This is a genomic window from Campylobacter sp. S4:11 (assembly GCF_024723695.1).
In the GTDB taxonomy this organism is placed as follows: Bacteria; Campylobacterota; Campylobacteria; order Campylobacterales; family Campylobacteraceae; genus Campylobacter_D; species Campylobacter_D jejuni_C.
Genome location: NZ_JANQDC010000005.1, coordinates 86,551 through 101,283, shown reverse-complemented (window position 1 = coordinate 101,283; position 14,733 = coordinate 86,551). Strand labels below are relative to the sequence as shown.

Sequence of the window (14,733 nt, the reverse complement as noted above, 5' to 3'; positions counted from 1 at the left end):
AAAATATGGGCGCAATTTTAGATGATACACAAGATGAGTTTGCAAATTTAAATGAAAATGATATTATGTTAGCTTTAGGTGAAGAGCTTGCTCCAGTTATTGTAGAAAAGAAAGAAGAGAGCAAGGTAAATACTGAAGAAAAAGTAGAAAATTTACAAGAAGATGAAATGGTAAATGAACTTAGTAAAAGCATAGCTCAAACTATTACTTCAAGTATTACTGATGATACTTTAAAAGCAACCTTAAAAGGCATGAAAATGAATATAAACATTAATATAAGCTTTGATGAGGATAAACATTGAGTGGTCAAATTTTAATCATCTCAGGGCCAAGTGGAGCAGGTAAGAGCACCTTGCTTCAAAGGCTTTTTAAAGAAAAAGATAATATTTATTTTTCTATTTCAAGCACAACAAGAGCTCCTAGGGAAAATGAAAAAAATGGAGTAGATTATTTTTTTATCAGTGAAGAAGAATTTAAACAAGGTATAGAAAAAGGCAATTTTTTAGAGTGGGCTTTGGTGCATAAAAATTATTATGGCACCTCATTAATCCCTGTAAAAAAAGCATTGCAAGAGGGTAAAAGTGTTGTTTTTGATATCGATGTGCAAGGTTTTTGTATAGCTAAAGAAAAAATGCCTGAATATATTACTTCTGTTTTTATTACAACCAAAAATAAAAAAGAACTTGAAAAAAGATTGCTTAAGCGAAATACTGATAAAATAGAAGATATTAGCAAAAGATTAGAAAATGCTAGTGATGAAATGGCTTATTTGGATCGGTATGATTTTTTAATCATAAATGATGATCTTGAAAAAAGCTATAGAGAGTTAGAAGCGGTTTTTGAAGCTTCAAAATTAAAAAGTACAAAACATGATTTAAAACAAATTCAAATTCAATGGAATAAAGGAGAATAAAATGCATATGCCAAGTGGAACCCAATGGTTGATTATATTACTTATAGTAGTGTTGCTTTTTGGTGCAAAAAAAATTCCAGAGCTTGCCAAAGGTCTAGGAAAAGGTATTAAAACTTTTAAAGATGAAATGAACACAGAAGATGATAAAAAAATCGTTCAAGAAGATGCACAAAAAATTGAAAAAATTAATGAAAAAGATGTGCTTGTAAAAGAAAACAATGAAGAAGTAAAAAAAGCTTAAGGTAAAACATTGAAAACTTTAGTTTATAAAAAAATTAAAGAAAAATTAGGAAGAGATTTTATCTTAGAAAATCCTAAGAATAAAAATCTAGCTCATTTTGCTACACCTTTAGCTTTTTCTTTGGCTAAAGAATTAAAGCAAAATCCCATGATAATTGCTAATGATATTGTTGCTAAGTTAAAAGATTGTGAATGTTTTGAAAGTGTAGAAGCTTTAAATGGTTATGTAAATTTTAAGCTTTCAAGAGCTTTTTTAAATTCTTTAGCTACACAAGCTTTAAGCGATAGTGAAAATTTTGCAAAAGATGAGAAAAAAGAGCAGAGTTTTTTACTTGAATATGTGAGTGCAAATCCAACAGGACCTTTACACATAGGGCATGCTAGAGGGGCTATTTTTGGTGATACTTTAACTAGGGTTGCTAGACATTTAGGATATAAATTTGATACAGAATATTATGTTAACGATGCGGGTAATCAAATTTATCTTTTAGGTCTTTCTATATTGCTTGCAGTAAAAGAACATTGCTTAAAAGAGCAAGTTCAATATCCTGATGAGTATTATAAAGGTGAATATATCATAGATGTAGCAAAAGAGGCTTTTGCTGAATTTGAAAAAGATTTTTTTATAGAAGGAAATATTCCGCAATTAGCACTTTGGGCTAAGGATAAAATGCTAAAAATTATTAAGCAAAATTTAGCCGATGCTAAGATATTTATTGATACTTATGTGAGTGAAACAAGCTATTATAGTGAATTAGAAAATACTTTAAAAGCCTTAAAAGAACATGGTGGTACTTATGAGCAAGATGGTAAAATATGGCTTGCATCAAGTGCTAAAGGTGATGAAAAAGATCGTGTGATTATTAAAGATGATGGAAAAGGAACCTATCTAGCTGCTGATATAGTTTATCATAAAGATAAAATGAGCCGCGGTTATGATAAGTGTATTAATATATGGGGGGCTGATCATCACGGCTATATTGCTAGAATGAAAGCTGCTATGGAATTTTTAGGTCATGATAGTCAAAATCTTGAAATTATCTTAGCACAAATGGTTTCATTGTTAAAAAATGGCGAGCCTTATAAAATGAGTAAAAGAGCAGGAAATTTCATTTTAATGGGTGATGTTTTAGAAGAACTTGGTAGTGATGTGCTAAGATATATTTTTATTAGTAAAAAATGCGATACACATTTGGAGTTTGATGTAGATGAGTTTAAAAAAGAAGATAGCTCTAATCCTGTGTATTATATTAATTATGCTCATGCGAGAATTCATCAAGTATTTGCCAAGGCAGGTAAGAGTGTAAATGATGTTATATATGCTAAATTTGAGAGTTTAAATGAAGATGGTATGAATCTTTTATTTGAAAGTTTAAATTTAAAAGCAGTACTTAATGATGCATTTGAGTCAAGAGCCTTGCAAAAAATTCCTGATTATTTAAAAAATTTAGCTTCTTTGTTTCATAAATTTTATAATGAAAATAAAGTTGTTGGCTCAAGCAATGAAGATGAGCTTTTAAAACTTTTTGCTATATGTGCTTTGAGCATTAAAACAGCTTTTGCACTTATGGGAATAGAAGCAAAAAATAAAATGAATCACGATTAATTTTGATCGTGATTTTTGCTTTTTTTGATACTTCTTGTCATCATAAAGCTTTGTTCAAAAAACAAAAGCAAGGTTACGCTTACTCCTACTGCTAAGGCTAGTGTTACTGAAAGTGTTGTGAAAAAATGATCAAAAAATTGAATTAAGAAATTAGTTTTTTCGTTGATATCTTCTGAGCGTATAAATGAAATAAGATATAAAATTGCTTTATAGGCATAAATTCCAGGTATCATAGGAATGAGAGCAGGAAAAACTATGATTTCAGCAGGCGTTTTAAAAATTTTGGCCAAAAATAATCCAAGACAACCTATGCTAAAAGAAGCTATAAAGGTTGCAATAGCTAAGGTTTGAAAACCAAAATATCCCATTAAAGTAAAGCGCATGCCATGAGCTATAGCGGCTAGTATGGCTGAGAGTATGAGTGTTTTAAAGGGTGGATTACACACATAAGCAAAGCCAAATCCTGTTAAAGCCGCAAAAAACATATCCCAAAGTATAGAAGAATAATCAATCATCTTAAAATCCCAAAATCATTAATACCAAGAGTAGTATAAATTCCAATGGCAATACAACACACTAATATCACTACGCTTATAATACGACTAAGCCCCATAAGTATATGATCTTTTAAAATGTCTATAACGGAGTTTATAAAATAAACCCCAGGAATTAAATACAATATACTAGAACCCAAAGCAACATTGGCTTCTTGCACGAGTTTTAAATCCACTCCAAAAAACACAATAAGTGAGGATAAAAAAGAACAAATAATGTATTGAATTCTTAAATCGATTTTTATTCTAGTGAGTAAAACTCTTAAGCTAAAACCTACTAAAGTAGCTAAAAATACAAATAAACAGCCGTAAAAATCTCCTCCAAATAGCTTGCAAAAGGCTGAATTTGCTACTGAAACTAAAAATAAATTAGCTAAAAAAGGATTTCTTTTGCTTTGTTTGAGTTTTAAAAGAGAAAATTCAGCTTCTTCTAGGTTGTATTTATGATCATGAATTTGCCAGCTTAATGCACTGAGTTCTAAAATAAGTTTAAAATTAATATGATTGTGCTTATTAGGTATGATATAGGTTCTTTGTATGGAATTATCATTTTTATCAAAAATATTTAGTGTGGTATGGTGAAAGAAAAAATTCATATTAATCTCATAACCATATGCATTAGCTATTCTTCCAACACACTTTGCCACTCTTGCTGTGTAAGTTCCAGCACTTAAAAAAACACTAATATATTCGATTAAAAAATCCGTTAAATTTTGAATTGATGGTTTTTCCATAGTATTTTCTTTGAAATAGTTTATAGGATTTTATCAAATTTTAAATATAAAATATTATAAAATTAATGATAATCTAAAAAAAACTGCGGAAAATCATTTTCGTTTTTCGAAAAAGTATAAAGTAAATTTTCACTTGGGTAGGTAATTTTTTTAACTATTGTTTTTTTCTTTTGCTTTGAGATTTTTTCTAATACTATTGGCAGTTCTTTATTGATTAGCATTTTTAAGGACATACCCATACCATGTTCAAGATTTTTTATAAATTTTCCATCAACTTGACTTTCTTTTTCAATTATTGTTAAGTCAGCGTCAAAACCAAGTTTTTTTAGTGTTTTGTAAAGTTGAATTTTATCTTCAGGTGGAGCAAATCTCAAATCTTGCATACTATGATAAGATCTATAAATGGTTTTTGGAAATTGTGCTTGAATTTGTAAATGCTCTTCGTCTAAAATGTTACGTATTCTTCTAAAGGCTTTTGAAAAATAATAGGGTGAGCTAGGATTACTTGTAAAATGCGTTTTTGTAAAAGCATTAAATTTTAAATTTTTATATTTGGGGTCAATAAAAGAAGCTTCAAAATATTTTATAAAGTCTATTTCTTTTGTAAAACCAACTAAGGGCAGAAAAACTTTAGCATAAGATGAATTATCTATAACCCCATCAATTTCCCATGGCATTAATTTTGCCATTAGATGTGAGACATATCCGCCGTGAGAGCTTCCAATAAGAACAATTGGAAGTGTTGAGATATCCCCCCCCCTCATATAATTAAAGAGATTGTGATTTGTTTTGATATAAGATAATACTTGTAGACAATCTAGTGCTTGCATAATACCAAAATTTTGATATTCTCCATTTGGTGGTTCACAAGTTACAGAAATATCAACAAGATTGTCTTTTGATAGTTTGTTATTTGTTTTTAATTTTTCAATTTCTAAATCTAAAAAGCTAAAAACATCTTTGTATGTTTGAAAATATTTATTAGTAATATTTATATTGTAAGTATTACAAATAGTAGTGATAATGTTTTGATCAAAGCTATCTAGTATTAATTTAGCACCATTTTGTGGCCTACATTGTATACAAAAATAATTTACACTTACGCATATTACATTATGATTTTCTAAAACTCTATAAATAAGCTTATTTTGGTATGTATCATTGATATCACTACCTAGACCAGGTAAAAGAAATACAATAGCTTCGATTTCTTTTTCATCATCATAATCAATTCTAAAATCTAATAAAGATTGTCTTTGTATGTTAAGCTCTATATCATCAAAAGATGGAATTTGAAAAAATTTAGTTTGAAGCATGGTTTTTCCTTTTTTGGATATAGATATAAATAGCTACAATCATAGCAGCAAAAACAATACAAGCTATAATAACAAAATGTAAATATTCTTTGATTAAATCTTCATTTTTGCCTAAAATATAACCTAATACAAGTAAGATTAAACACCAAATTCCTGCTCCTAAGCTGGTATAAAACATAAATTTTTTCAAATTCATTCTTGCGAGTCCAGCAGGTAAAGAAATGTATTGACGTAAACCAGGGATTAATCTACCACTAAAGGTGGATATTTCGCCATGTTTATTAAAAAAGGCTTCAAATTGAGCAAATTTTGTTTCATTAACTCCAAAATATTTGCATATTTTTAAAAGAACTTCCCGTCCTAAAAAATAACATAAATAATAATTTAATAAAGCTCCTAAAAGAGCTCCAAAAGTCCCACAAAGTAAACATAACCAAAAGTTAAGCTCGTTTTGATGAGCTAAATATCCAGCAGGTATCATCACTACTTCGCTAGGAAAAGGAAAAAAGGAACTCTCTATAAACATAAGAAAGATAATCCCCCAATAACCCCAATCTTTTGCAAGAGTGAGTAAAAAATCTACAATATCACCAAGCATAAATAACCTTTATTTTTTAAGCTAATGATATAAGTTTAGTTTTAATGTTTTAAAAATATAACATCGCTTTTGCGCAAATGACTATTAAAATACATAAAATCAATGCAATCAAGTGAGATTTTAAAGGGTCTTTTCTTTTTAAAACTTTTATAAAAAATAAAGAGTAAAAAGTCAAAACTAGCATTGTTATTAATAATAAAAGTTTGATAAATAAAAATCTGCCAAAATTACTTGCAAAAAAATCCCAAAAAGAGTTAATTTCATAAAAACTCAAAAGATAAAATCCACTCAGCAAAAGTAAGATAAAAATACTAGCAAAAATAAAAATACTTGATTTGGTATAGGCTTTTTTAATTTTATCACAATCTTCTTTACTTTCGTGTTTATAAGCAAAGTGATAAACACATACATCAAAAAATACATAAGCTATAAAAAATACAGCACAAATAAGATGAATACAAATAAAAATAAAATGCATAGTTAATCTCCTTAAAAAATCATAGCACAATTTTAAGGAGATGTAAAATTAAAGTTTTTCTAAAATTTGGATAGTTTTGATTTTATCTCCTGCTCTAATACTATCTAATACTTCTAAACTTTCTTTATCTTCAGGATTGATTTGTCCAAAGATAGTATGTACTCCATCTAAATGAGGCTGTGGGCTATGACAGATAAAAAATTGCGATCCACCTGTATCTCTACCAGCATGAGCCATAGATAAGCTACCTCTTAAGTGCTTGTGTTTTTGATCGTCACATTCACACTCTATCTCATAACCAGGACCACCTGAACCTATACCATAAGGACAACCACCTTGTATTACAAAATTTGGAATCACACGGTGAAAAACAAGCTCATCATAAAAACCATCATTAGCTAAGTTAGCAAAATTACATACAGTTTGCGGTGTTTCATCGGGAAATAATTCTAATTTCATATCACCTTTTTCGGTGCTAATGATAGCAAAATTGTATTTTTTTGCATCTTTTGTGTCGATTTTTTTAAGCATTTTTTTTGCTCCTATTCTATATTAGTATAAACTGCTTGCACATCATCATCATCTTCTAATTTATCAAGTAATTTTTCAATATCAAGAAGTTGTTCTTCATTAAAGCTTACAGGATTGTTAGCAAGATATTCAAGTCCTGCTTTTTTAAGCACTAAGCCTTTTTTTTCTATAGCATTACTAAGTTCACCAAAGGCAGTATAATCACCTATAATTAGTAATTCTTCTTCATTTTGCTCAAGTTCTTCAAGTCCTGCATCAATGAGTTCAAGTTCAAGTTCTTCTAAATCTCCATCATATTTTTCAAGATGAAAGACAGCTTTGTGTGAAAACATAAAAGTTAAAGAGCCATTTTGTAAAATTTCACCGCCATTTTTGCTAAAAATCGCTTTTACATTAGCCACCGTGCGTGTAGGATTATCACTCATGCACTCAACGATGATTAAAGCTCCATGTGCTGCTTTTCCTTCATAGTGGATATTTTTAATATCAGCACTATCTTTTCCGCTTGCTCTTTTAATGGCTGCATCGATATTGTCTTTTGGCATATTATTAGCTTTTGCAGTAGCTATGGCGCTACGAAGCTTTGGATTCATATCAGGATCAGCTCCGCCTTCTTTTGCTGCTACTTGTATAGCCTTTGCAAGTTTTGGAAAAAGTTTGCTCATTTTATCCCATCTTGCTTCTTTAGAGGCTCTGCGATATTCAAACGCTCTTCCCATAAATTCTCTCTTTCTTATATTGTTTTAAAGTTAAAAGTATAAACTAAGAAGTCTAAATTTGATTTTAAAGGAGTAAAAGAGTGATCAGAAAATCTAGAAAAGATGATGTTAGAAAATGTATACAATTACTTGCTTTAGCAATGGATCATTTTATTTATAAACTTAGTGGTTATAATGATCATCAAAAAGCTATAGAGGTTTTAGAAAATTTCTTCACTCAAGAAAATAATCGTTTAAGCTATGAAAATATATATGTTTATGAAGAAGATGATGAAATTTTAGGTGCGATTTGTTTTTATGATGGGGCTTTGGCAGATGAGTTAGATAAGCCTTTAAATGAGCATTTAGAGTTTTTGGGGATTAATGAAAAAGTTTTAAAAGAATGTGAAAATGAGTTTTACTTAGATAGTATTTGCGTGGATGAAAAAGCAAGAGGGAAAGGTATTGCTAAGAAATTGATTGAATATGCCTTCAACGAAGCTTTGAAAAATGATAAAAAGCTTTCATTGATCGTAGAGGATGAAAATATAAACGCGAAAATACTTTATGAAAAAATGGGTTTTAAATTTATAAAAAATAAAATTTTTCATTCTCATAAATATGAATACAGAGAAAAAGGAGAATAAATGATTATAAAAACTAAAAATATCAATTGCCAAAGTTGTGTAAATTTAATCAAGGCTTCATTAGAAGATGAATTTGGTACCATGCAAATAAATGTTGAAACAAAAAGCATAGAGATTGATTTAAAAACAGAGCAAGTTGAAGAGTTCAAAAAACAATTACAAGAATTAGGTTTTGAGATAGATGAAGTATGAGTTAAAATTAAAAATAGGCAATATGACTTGTGTTAATTGCTCTAATGCTATAGAAAAAGTTTGTGCAAAAATTGATGGGGTAGAAGATGTGAGTGTTTCTTATGTCAATTCTAGCGGGGCGTTTTTGCTTAAAGATTTATCTTTGGAAACAAAAATCAAAGAAAAAATCAAAGCTTTGGGTTTTGAGATATTGCAAGAAGAGCAAAATTTATATGAGTTTAAACTCCAAGAGCTTAAAAATATGAAAACAAAGCTTATTATGAGTATAATCTTAAGCTCTATTGTGATGTATTTTGAAATGTTTGTTCAAGGAAATGTTTCTGCTTTAATTCAAATGTTTTTATCTATGATAGTAATTTTTTATTGTGGAAAAGGTTTTTTCATCCACGCTCTTAAGGGATTAAAGTATAAAAATTTAGATATGAATACCTTGATATCCTTAGGTGCTTTTACTTCTTTTGTATATTCTTTTTTTGTATATTTTGAAGTGTTTAACAAAGATGGTTATTTGTATTTTAGTGGTGGAGCGATGATTATAAGCTTTGTTTTATTAGGTAAATACTTAGAAGAAAAGGCTAAATTTAAATCCTTAGAATACCAAAACAAATTAAAAAATATAGATATTAAAAAAGCCAATATAATTTTAGAAGATGGAAGTATAAAAAGCATACCTAGTGCTTTTGTAAAAGAAAATGATGTGATTTTAGTAAAAGAGGGTGAAAGCGTTGTTGCTGATGGGGTGATTATAGCAGGTGAAGCTGAGGTTGATGTGAGTTTTTTAACAGGAGAGTTTTTACCACTTTTGAAAAAGCAAGATGATGAGATTTTAGCAGGAACTGTGTTGATTAATGGAAGTTTAAAGATTAAAGCTAATAAAAAGGCGATTGAAAGCTCATTAGAGCAAATCAAAGATCTTGTTTTTAAAGCAGGTAATGTCAAAACACCTTTAGCAAATTTAGCGAATAAAATTTCAGCTTATTTTGTAGCTTGTATTATAATTTTATCGCTTTTTGTGTTTGCTTTTTGGTATGTTAAAGAAGGAATTAACGCAGCATTTTTGCATGCTTGTGCCACGCTTTTAATCTCTTGTCCTTGTGCTTTGGGCTTAGCAACTCCTATAGCCATAGTGAGTGCTTTAGCAAATGGTGCAAGAAATTTTATCTTAGTAAAAAATCCAGCGGTATTAGAGAATTTAGCTAGTATAAAACTTGCTATTTTTGATAAAACAGGCACTTTAAGCCAAGATGACTTAAGTGTTTATAAGCATAATCTTACTCAAGAAGATTTTCAAAAACTCACCCAAATTGAAAATTTAAGCTCACACCCAATCGCAAAGGCATTTACTAAAGAATTAAATGTAAATTTAAATTTGCAGGGAAAATTAAGTGTTTTGGTGGGGAGTGGTTTACTTTATGAGGAAAATGAAGATAAATATTTAATAGGCAATGAGAAATTAATGTTTGAAAATGGTGTTGATATGCAAAAAAGTAAGCAATTTTTGCAAGAATTTGAAGATCAAGCACCTATATGTTTATATTTTGCAAAAAATAAAATTTGTCTTGGCGGGGTTTGCTTGAAAAATGAACTTAAAAACGAAGCTAAAGACTTGATAGCAAATTTAAAACAAAAAGGTGTAAAAAGTATTATTTTAAGTGGTGATAATAAAAAAAGTGTTGCTAAAATAGCAAATGAGCTCAATATTGATGAATATTATTTTGACTTAAAACCTGAGCAAAAACTTGATTTCATAAAAGAAAAAATCAAAAAAGAAAAAGTGCTTTTTATAGGAGATGGTATTAACGACGCTCCTGCTTTAAATTTAGCTAGCGCAAGCATTAGTTTTTCTAAAGCAAGTGAGCTTGCTAAAAAAAACGGAGATTTGATTTTAATAAAAGATGATTTATCTTTAATAGCTTATTGTTTTGAGCTTTCTCAAAGAACTAAAAATATCATCAAACTTAATCTATTTTGGGCTTTTATTTACAATGCTTTATGTATTCCTATTGCAGCAGGTCTTGTGCCATTTATAAGTCTTAGTCCACATTTGGCAGCTTTGGCAATGTGTTTTAGTTCGGTAACAGTTGTATTAAATTCTTTAAGATTGCGTTAGATATTTCAGTTTTATTTAATATTTGTTGTATTATATTAATATAAATTTAACAAAAAAGGAGTATCATAATGAATTGCAATTGCGGTTTTTCTATGATGAATGTAATAAGATATTCTAAAATGATTATCTTGCTTACAGTTGCCTCTTTAGCAGCTATTGTTGTTTTTGGTAATATAACTGATTATAATTCAAATTTTCAGTTTGTAAAACATGTTATGAGTATGGACACCAAACCTGATTATTTAGGTAATGCTATTGTTTATAGGGCTATTACAAATTCTACTATTCATCATATTGCTTATATTTTTATTATCTGTTTTGAAGCTTTTATTATGTTAACTGCTTTAAAAGGTGCTTTAGATATGTTTAAAGCAAGAAATTTAGATGCAAAAACTTTTCATGAAGCTAAAAAATTTGGAATTATTGCTCTAACTTGTTGTTGTTTACTTTGGTTTTTTGGTTTTCAAGTGGTAGCTGCAGAGTGGTTTGGTATGTGGATGAGTAAAACATGGAATGGTTTGCCTGATGCTACTAGATTAGTAACTTATATGCTTTTAGCTTTAATTTATATTAGTATCAAAAACGATGATTAATTTTATCAAACTCCTTTTTTGTAGGAGTTTGGTATTATAATTCATTAACAGCACGGTAAGCTTGATCGATTGCTGAATGCATGTAAGCTGACCAATCAGAATCTGAATTTGCTATAACAATATTACCAAAAGGTTTTCTTGCAAGTTCTATAGTTTTTTGTGCTTCTTCACTATCATCAAAAAGACTGTTTTCTGTATATGAATAACAATGCCCCCAACGATTTACAACTATAGCCTTAATGTCTCTTTCATGGTCAAATCCAGCCGAGCCTAACATGCCTTGAAGTTGATCGCGAATAATTTTCTCATGCTCTTCAAAACTCATAGTAAATAATAAATTTCTGCCTACTCTAGCTCTATCCCTTGCATCCATTCCATCAAGATCAATCCCTTGGATGTTTGCAAAAGCCAAAGGAGAGCAAACCATGTGAACACAAATAGGCTTTTTAGGATCTCTTGGGTGGTGATATCCTCCCATATCCACAGGATAATCAAGTTTAGTTCTAGCATAAGGCATTTTTGGTGAATAAATTTCATGAACTCCAAGTTTTATAAATGGTTCCCAGTTGCTTATGATAACTTTAGTATGCAAAAGAGAGGTTTTTACATTTTTACTTAAAGCATCTTTTTGATCTTGTGGCATGCTTGGTATTATATATGGAATCATGCTGTTATAATTTGCCATTACAACTTTTTTAGCTTTTACTCTATAATTTTTGCCTTTATTAACATAAGTTACTAAAGCTCCATCTTTTGTATTTTCTACATTTATAACAGTGCTGTTTAATCTTAAACGTACTTTATTTTTAGCAAGATCAAGTTTAGAATAATCAAAATGAGCTAAGGTAATTTCATCCATATCTTTACCTTTTTTAGACACATCAGGAATTAATCTTCTAACCATTAATCTAGCAACAGTGGCGTTGCCATCAGCACAGTGGTGGATATATGGTTCTTCCATTTCAGCTAGTGCTTCCCCTTCAATTGGATCAAGTCCAAGTTTATCAAAACCAGGTAGGAAAGAAATTCTAGCGTCTTCGCAAGAAACAGCATCAATACCTAAAGCCAAAAAGTCATCTGTCATACCTTCAAAAAATTTTATAGCTTGTGGTGAAAGTTTAACCTTTTCCTCTAAGAATTTTTTATAGCTTGTTTTTGCTACATACTTATCCCTTTGCTCTTTTGTTAAACCTTTTAAATAGTCTTTTTCGCTTTTAAATAAAGCAATTAAATCTTTTTTATCTTTTTCATTAAGAGGAAAATCACCTATAAAAGCCTCAATGCTTCTTCCATTGCTTTTTTCTTCAGGAATATCATCACAAATTACTTTTCTAGGATTACCATTTACAACTTTGTCTACTCCAAATTCAGCCTTAGAAAAATACACACCTCTACTAAGTTTTAAATCAGGATAAAAATTTACATCAAAACGTTTAGCAAGCTCATCAATATCCACACCCAAAGATGATAGTAAATCTACTACTTCTTTAGAATATAATGCCTTTGGCGATTGAAATGTTTCACTACCACCATAACTTAAAATAGTGCCATCTTCTAGTTCTATTTCATTTCTTCTAGCATGTCCACCAAAGTCATCGTGATTATCAAGAATAAGAATTTTTTTATCTTTTCCAAATTTGTTTTGATAAAAACAAGCTGCGGCTAAACCACTAATACCTGCTCCAACAACAACTAAGTCGTATTCTTGTTTAGGTTTAATAACACTAAAATTAAATTTTTCACCATCTCTTAACATATGTGCAAATTCATAACTTGCATTATTACTACCCCTTAATCCAAGCCACTTTGGCGGGTAGTATTCTTTAGTGAAATCTTCGATTTTGGCTTCTTTACCGTATAATACCTGCAAAGGAGTCATTCCTGCAAGTATAGTTAAAGCCATTCCATTTAAAAAGTCTCTTCTTTGCATGATTGTCCTTAAAATAAGATATATTAGCTCTTATTTTAAGAGTATATTTATATTTTTATTCTTAAAGTATTTTATAAATACAAAAATTTTTATAAAAAAGTTACTCTTTTTCTCTTTTTATAATTTTTATATAGTTTAGAAAGCAAAAAGGTCGCTGCAAGACTTAAAACTAAAAAATGTGGAAATTGTGGTACTTTTGCAGATAAAAAATAATGCCAAGCTACTAGCAAAAAACAAAAATATCCAAGTTTTCTTATTTTGCTTAATTTTTTAAAAAGTTTAAAAGAGCTTATAAACATAAGCGAGAGTATGAAAAAGCTTATAAAACCACTAAGTTCTAAATTTTTACTAAAAGTATCTTTGAAAAAAAGTATTAGATCTAAATTTTTTCCAAAAGCAAAATAATTAAAAAAGTGAATCAAAGTCCAAAAAAATGCATAAAAACCTAAAAATTTAGGGTAATCTTTTGTGTGTTTATACTTTAAAAGTGAAAAAAATAGGCTTAATCCAAAAAAGATTAAGCCAAATATACCACTATAAAAATACACAGATTTTACAATATCAAATTCTTGCAAGATTTGATAAATACTAAAAATAATACTTAAAGCAAAGGCTAAAAATCCACTGATATTATAAACTTTTTTGCTCATTAAAAATTAACCTTTAAATCCATATCTTTATACAAATGCGCTACTTCTTTTTCATAACCATTGAACATTTGCGTAGGTTTAGTGAAAAAATCTCCCAAAGGACGCTCATTTGCTTGAGACCATCTTGGATGAGAAACATTTGGATTAACATTAGCATAAAAACCATATTCTCTAGGGTTTGCTAGCTCCCATGTGGTTTTAGGTTGTTCTTTAGTAAATTCTATTTTTACAATAGATTTGATACTTTTAAAACCATATTTCCATGGAACTACAAGGCGAATCGGCGCTCCATTTTGTCCTAATAAAGGCTTTTTATACATTCCTACAGCCATAAGCGTTAATGGGTGCATAGCCTCATCTAATCTTAAACCCTCTATATAAGGATAATCAAGAGTTGGGAAAAATGAAGCTTGATCAGCAAATTGATTTTTATCAAAAAGAGTGGTAAATTTTATAAATTTAGCCTCGCTTTTGACTTTGCATTTTTCTATTAAAGCACGCAATTCAAAACCAACCCAAGGCACCACCATAGACCAAGTTTCAACACAACGAAATCTATAAATTCTCTCTTCTAAAGGAAAGGCTAATAAATCTTGCATAGTTAAAGTCAAAGGCTCTTCAACTTCCCCACTAACTTCTATTTTCCAACCATTTGTGTTGAAATTTTTTGCAAGCTCAACAGCTCTTTTTTTGTCAGTAGAAAATTCATAAAAATTAACATAATTAGTTGCAATTTTTTCATCGCTAAGTTTTAATTTTTCATTGTTAGGATCAGGAAAGAAATTTAATGCCATTAATTCAGATTGGACTAAGGCTGAACTAACCAAAGCTCCAGCACCTAGTTTTAAAAAATGGCGTCTTTTATTATATAATTGTTCGTTTGTGATATTCATGAAAAGTCCTTTATATATTTTGTGATATTAAAACATATAAAGGAAAATAA

17 protein-coding genes and 1 pseudogene are annotated in these 14,733 nt (G+C 29.4%); 8 read left to right on the top strand and 10 right to left on the bottom strand.

Annotated features, from left to right (window positions below; all coding sequences use genetic code 11):
* The 4 genes and pseudogenes from CAMP5053_RS02990 to argS form a co-directional block, all read left to right on the top strand.
* Positions 1-302 (top strand): annotated as a pseudogene (locus tag CAMP5053_RS02990) (hypothetical protein); the annotation flags it as partial.
* Entirely contained in the window at positions 299-913 is a 615-nt protein-coding gene (gene gmk / locus CAMP5053_RS02985; protein WP_087700150.1) for a guanylate kinase, read from the top strand. The pseudogene CAMP5053_RS02990 and the gene gmk, both read left to right, overlap by 4 nt.
* Position 914: 1 nt before the next feature.
* Positions 915-1,154, top strand: a complete 240-nt coding sequence (locus tag CAMP5053_RS02980) for a twin-arginine translocase TatA/TatE family subunit (protein ID WP_039618758.1) — start codon at positions 915-917, stop codon at positions 1,152-1,154.
* A gap of 9 nt (positions 1,155-1,163) precedes the next feature.
* On the top strand, positions 1,164-2,759 hold the full coding sequence (argS, locus tag CAMP5053_RS02975) for an arginine--tRNA ligase (protein ID WP_337217223.1): 1,596 nt from the start codon (positions 1,164-1,166) through the stop codon (positions 2,757-2,759).
* Here the strand turns inward: argS and CAMP5053_RS02970 are convergent.
* The 7 genes from CAMP5053_RS02970 to CAMP5053_RS02940 form a co-directional block, all read right to left on the bottom strand.
* Entirely contained in the window at positions 2,756-3,274 is a 519-nt protein-coding gene (locus CAMP5053_RS02970) for a threonine/serine exporter family protein (protein WP_337217222.1), read from the bottom strand. The genes argS and CAMP5053_RS02970 overlap by 4 nt on opposite strands.
* Positions 3,271-4,047: a threonine/serine exporter family protein gene (locus tag CAMP5053_RS02965; RefSeq protein ID WP_214100686.1), complete on the bottom strand. Its 777-nt coding sequence runs from the start codon at positions 4,045-4,047 to the stop codon at positions 3,271-3,273. Before CAMP5053_RS02965 ends, CAMP5053_RS02970 begins: the two co-directional genes overlap by 4 nt.
* 62 nt (positions 4,048-4,109) lie before the next feature.
* Positions 4,110-5,363 (bottom strand): DUF2920 family protein, encoded by a 1,254-nt coding sequence (locus CAMP5053_RS02960; RefSeq protein ID WP_337217221.1) that lies wholly within the window; start codon positions 5,361-5,363, stop codon positions 4,110-4,112.
* The gene (locus CAMP5053_RS02955; protein ID WP_087700732.1) at positions 5,350-5,961 is read right to left on the bottom strand and encodes a DedA family protein; all 612 of its coding nucleotides are present in this window, start codon (positions 5,959-5,961) and stop codon (positions 5,350-5,352) included. Before CAMP5053_RS02955 ends, CAMP5053_RS02960 begins: the two co-directional genes overlap by 14 nt.
* A gap of 49 nt (positions 5,962-6,010) precedes the next feature.
* Positions 6,011-6,439 (bottom strand): trehalose-6-phosphate synthase, encoded by a 429-nt coding sequence (locus CAMP5053_RS02950; RefSeq protein WP_087700733.1) that lies wholly within the window; start codon positions 6,437-6,439, stop codon positions 6,011-6,013.
* Positions 6,440-6,487: 48 nt separating this feature from the next.
* A complete protein-coding gene (locus tag CAMP5053_RS02945; RefSeq protein ID WP_087700734.1) occupies positions 6,488-6,970 on the bottom strand; it encodes a peptidylprolyl isomerase in 483 nt (160 codons plus the stop codon).
* Between the two features lie 11 nt (positions 6,971-6,981).
* Positions 6,982-7,689 carry a YebC/PmpR family DNA-binding transcriptional regulator gene (locus CAMP5053_RS02940; protein ID WP_214100684.1) on the bottom strand — a complete coding sequence of 236 codons (708 nt, stop codon included), beginning with the start codon at positions 7,687-7,689 and terminating at the stop codon, positions 6,982-6,984.
* A gap of 80 nt (positions 7,690-7,769) precedes the next feature.
* On the opposite strand from CAMP5053_RS02940, the gene CAMP5053_RS02935 reads away from it, so the two are divergent.
* The 4 genes from CAMP5053_RS02935 to CAMP5053_RS02920 all read left to right on the top strand — a co-directional run bounded on the left by CAMP5053_RS02935 (position 7,770) and on the right by CAMP5053_RS02920 (position 11,210).
* A complete protein-coding gene (locus tag CAMP5053_RS02935) occupies positions 7,770-8,315 on the top strand; it encodes a GNAT family N-acetyltransferase (protein WP_214100683.1) in 546 nt (181 codons plus the stop codon).
* Positions 8,316-8,507 (top strand): heavy-metal-associated domain-containing protein, encoded by a 192-nt coding sequence (locus CAMP5053_RS02930; RefSeq protein ID WP_087700737.1) that lies wholly within the window; start codon positions 8,316-8,318, stop codon positions 8,505-8,507. It begins immediately after the preceding gene.
* Complete coding sequence (locus CAMP5053_RS02925; RefSeq protein WP_214125410.1) at positions 8,497-10,617, top strand: heavy metal translocating P-type ATPase; 2,121 nt, start codon at positions 8,497-8,499, stop codon at positions 10,615-10,617. Before CAMP5053_RS02930 ends, CAMP5053_RS02925 begins: the two co-directional genes overlap by 11 nt.
* Positions 10,618-10,685: 68 nt before the next feature.
* Complete coding sequence (locus CAMP5053_RS02920) at positions 10,686-11,210, top strand: DUF2165 family protein (protein WP_204507002.1); 525 nt, start codon at positions 10,686-10,688, stop codon at positions 11,208-11,210.
* 34 nt (positions 11,211-11,244) lie between these two features.
* Here the strand turns inward: CAMP5053_RS02920 and CAMP5053_RS02915 are convergent, their stop codons facing one another.
* The 3 genes from CAMP5053_RS02915 to msrP form a co-directional block, all read right to left on the bottom strand.
* The gene (locus CAMP5053_RS02915) at positions 11,245-13,140 is read right to left on the bottom strand and encodes an NAD(P)/FAD-dependent oxidoreductase (RefSeq protein ID WP_214100681.1); all 1,896 of its coding nucleotides are present in this window, start codon (positions 13,138-13,140) and stop codon (positions 11,245-11,247) included.
* A gap of 89 nt (positions 13,141-13,229) precedes the next feature.
* Entirely contained in the window at positions 13,230-13,790 is a 561-nt protein-coding gene (locus CAMP5053_RS02910; RefSeq protein WP_214100680.1) for a sulfite oxidase heme-binding subunit YedZ, read from the bottom strand.
* Positions 13,790-14,683 carry a protein-methionine-sulfoxide reductase catalytic subunit MsrP gene (gene msrP / locus CAMP5053_RS02905; protein WP_337217220.1) on the bottom strand — a complete coding sequence of 298 codons (894 nt, stop codon included), beginning with the start codon at positions 14,681-14,683 and terminating at the stop codon, positions 13,790-13,792. The genes CAMP5053_RS02910 and msrP overlap by 1 nt, the downstream gene beginning before the upstream one ends.
* Positions 14,684-14,733: the final 50 nt, after the last annotated feature.

Bases quoted from the DNA above. Each gene is read 5' to 3' on its own strand.
- CAMP5053_RS02960 (WP_337217221.1), bottom strand. From the start codon at position 5,363: ATGCTTCAAACTAAATTTTTTCAAATTCCATCTTTTGATGATATAGAG.
- CAMP5053_RS02970 (WP_337217222.1), bottom strand. From the start codon at position 3,274: ATGATTGATTATTCTTCTATACTTTGGGATATGTTTTTTGCGGCTTTA.
- CAMP5053_RS02945 (WP_087700734.1), bottom strand. From the start codon at position 6,970: ATGCTTAAAAAAATCGACACAAAAGATGCAAAAAAATACAATTTTGCT.
- CAMP5053_RS02940 (WP_214100684.1), bottom strand. From the start codon at position 7,689: ATGGGAAGAGCGTTTGAATATCGCAGAGCCTCTAAAGAAGCAAGATGG.
- CAMP5053_RS02965 (WP_214100686.1), bottom strand. From the start codon at position 4,047: ATGGAAAAACCATCAATTCAAAATTTAACGGATTTTTTAATCGAATAT.
- CAMP5053_RS02910 (WP_214100680.1), bottom strand. From the start codon at position 13,790: ATGAGCAAAAAAGTTTATAATATCAGTGGATTTTTAGCCTTTGCTTTA.
- CAMP5053_RS02950 (WP_087700733.1), bottom strand. From the start codon at position 6,439: ATGCATTTTATTTTTATTTGTATTCATCTTATTTGTGCTGTATTTTTT.
- CAMP5053_RS02920 (WP_204507002.1), top strand. From the start codon at position 10,686: ATGAATTGCAATTGCGGTTTTTCTATGATGAATGTAATAAGATATTCT.
- CAMP5053_RS02925 (WP_214125410.1), top strand. From the start codon at position 8,497: ATGAAGTATGAGTTAAAATTAAAAATAGGCAATATGACTTGTGTTAAT.
- CAMP5053_RS02980 (WP_039618758.1), top strand. From the start codon at position 915: ATGCATATGCCAAGTGGAACCCAATGGTTGATTATATTACTTATAGTA.
- CAMP5053_RS02930 (WP_087700737.1), top strand. From the start codon at position 8,316: ATGATTATAAAAACTAAAAATATCAATTGCCAAAGTTGTGTAAATTTA.
- msrP (WP_337217220.1), bottom strand. From the start codon at position 14,683: ATGAATATCACAAACGAACAATTATATAATAAAAGACGCCATTTTTTA.
- CAMP5053_RS02955 (WP_087700732.1), bottom strand. From the start codon at position 5,961: ATGCTTGGTGATATTGTAGATTTTTTACTCACTCTTGCAAAAGATTGG.
- CAMP5053_RS02915 (WP_214100681.1), bottom strand. From the start codon at position 13,140: ATGCAAAGAAGAGACTTTTTAAATGGAATGGCTTTAACTATACTTGCA.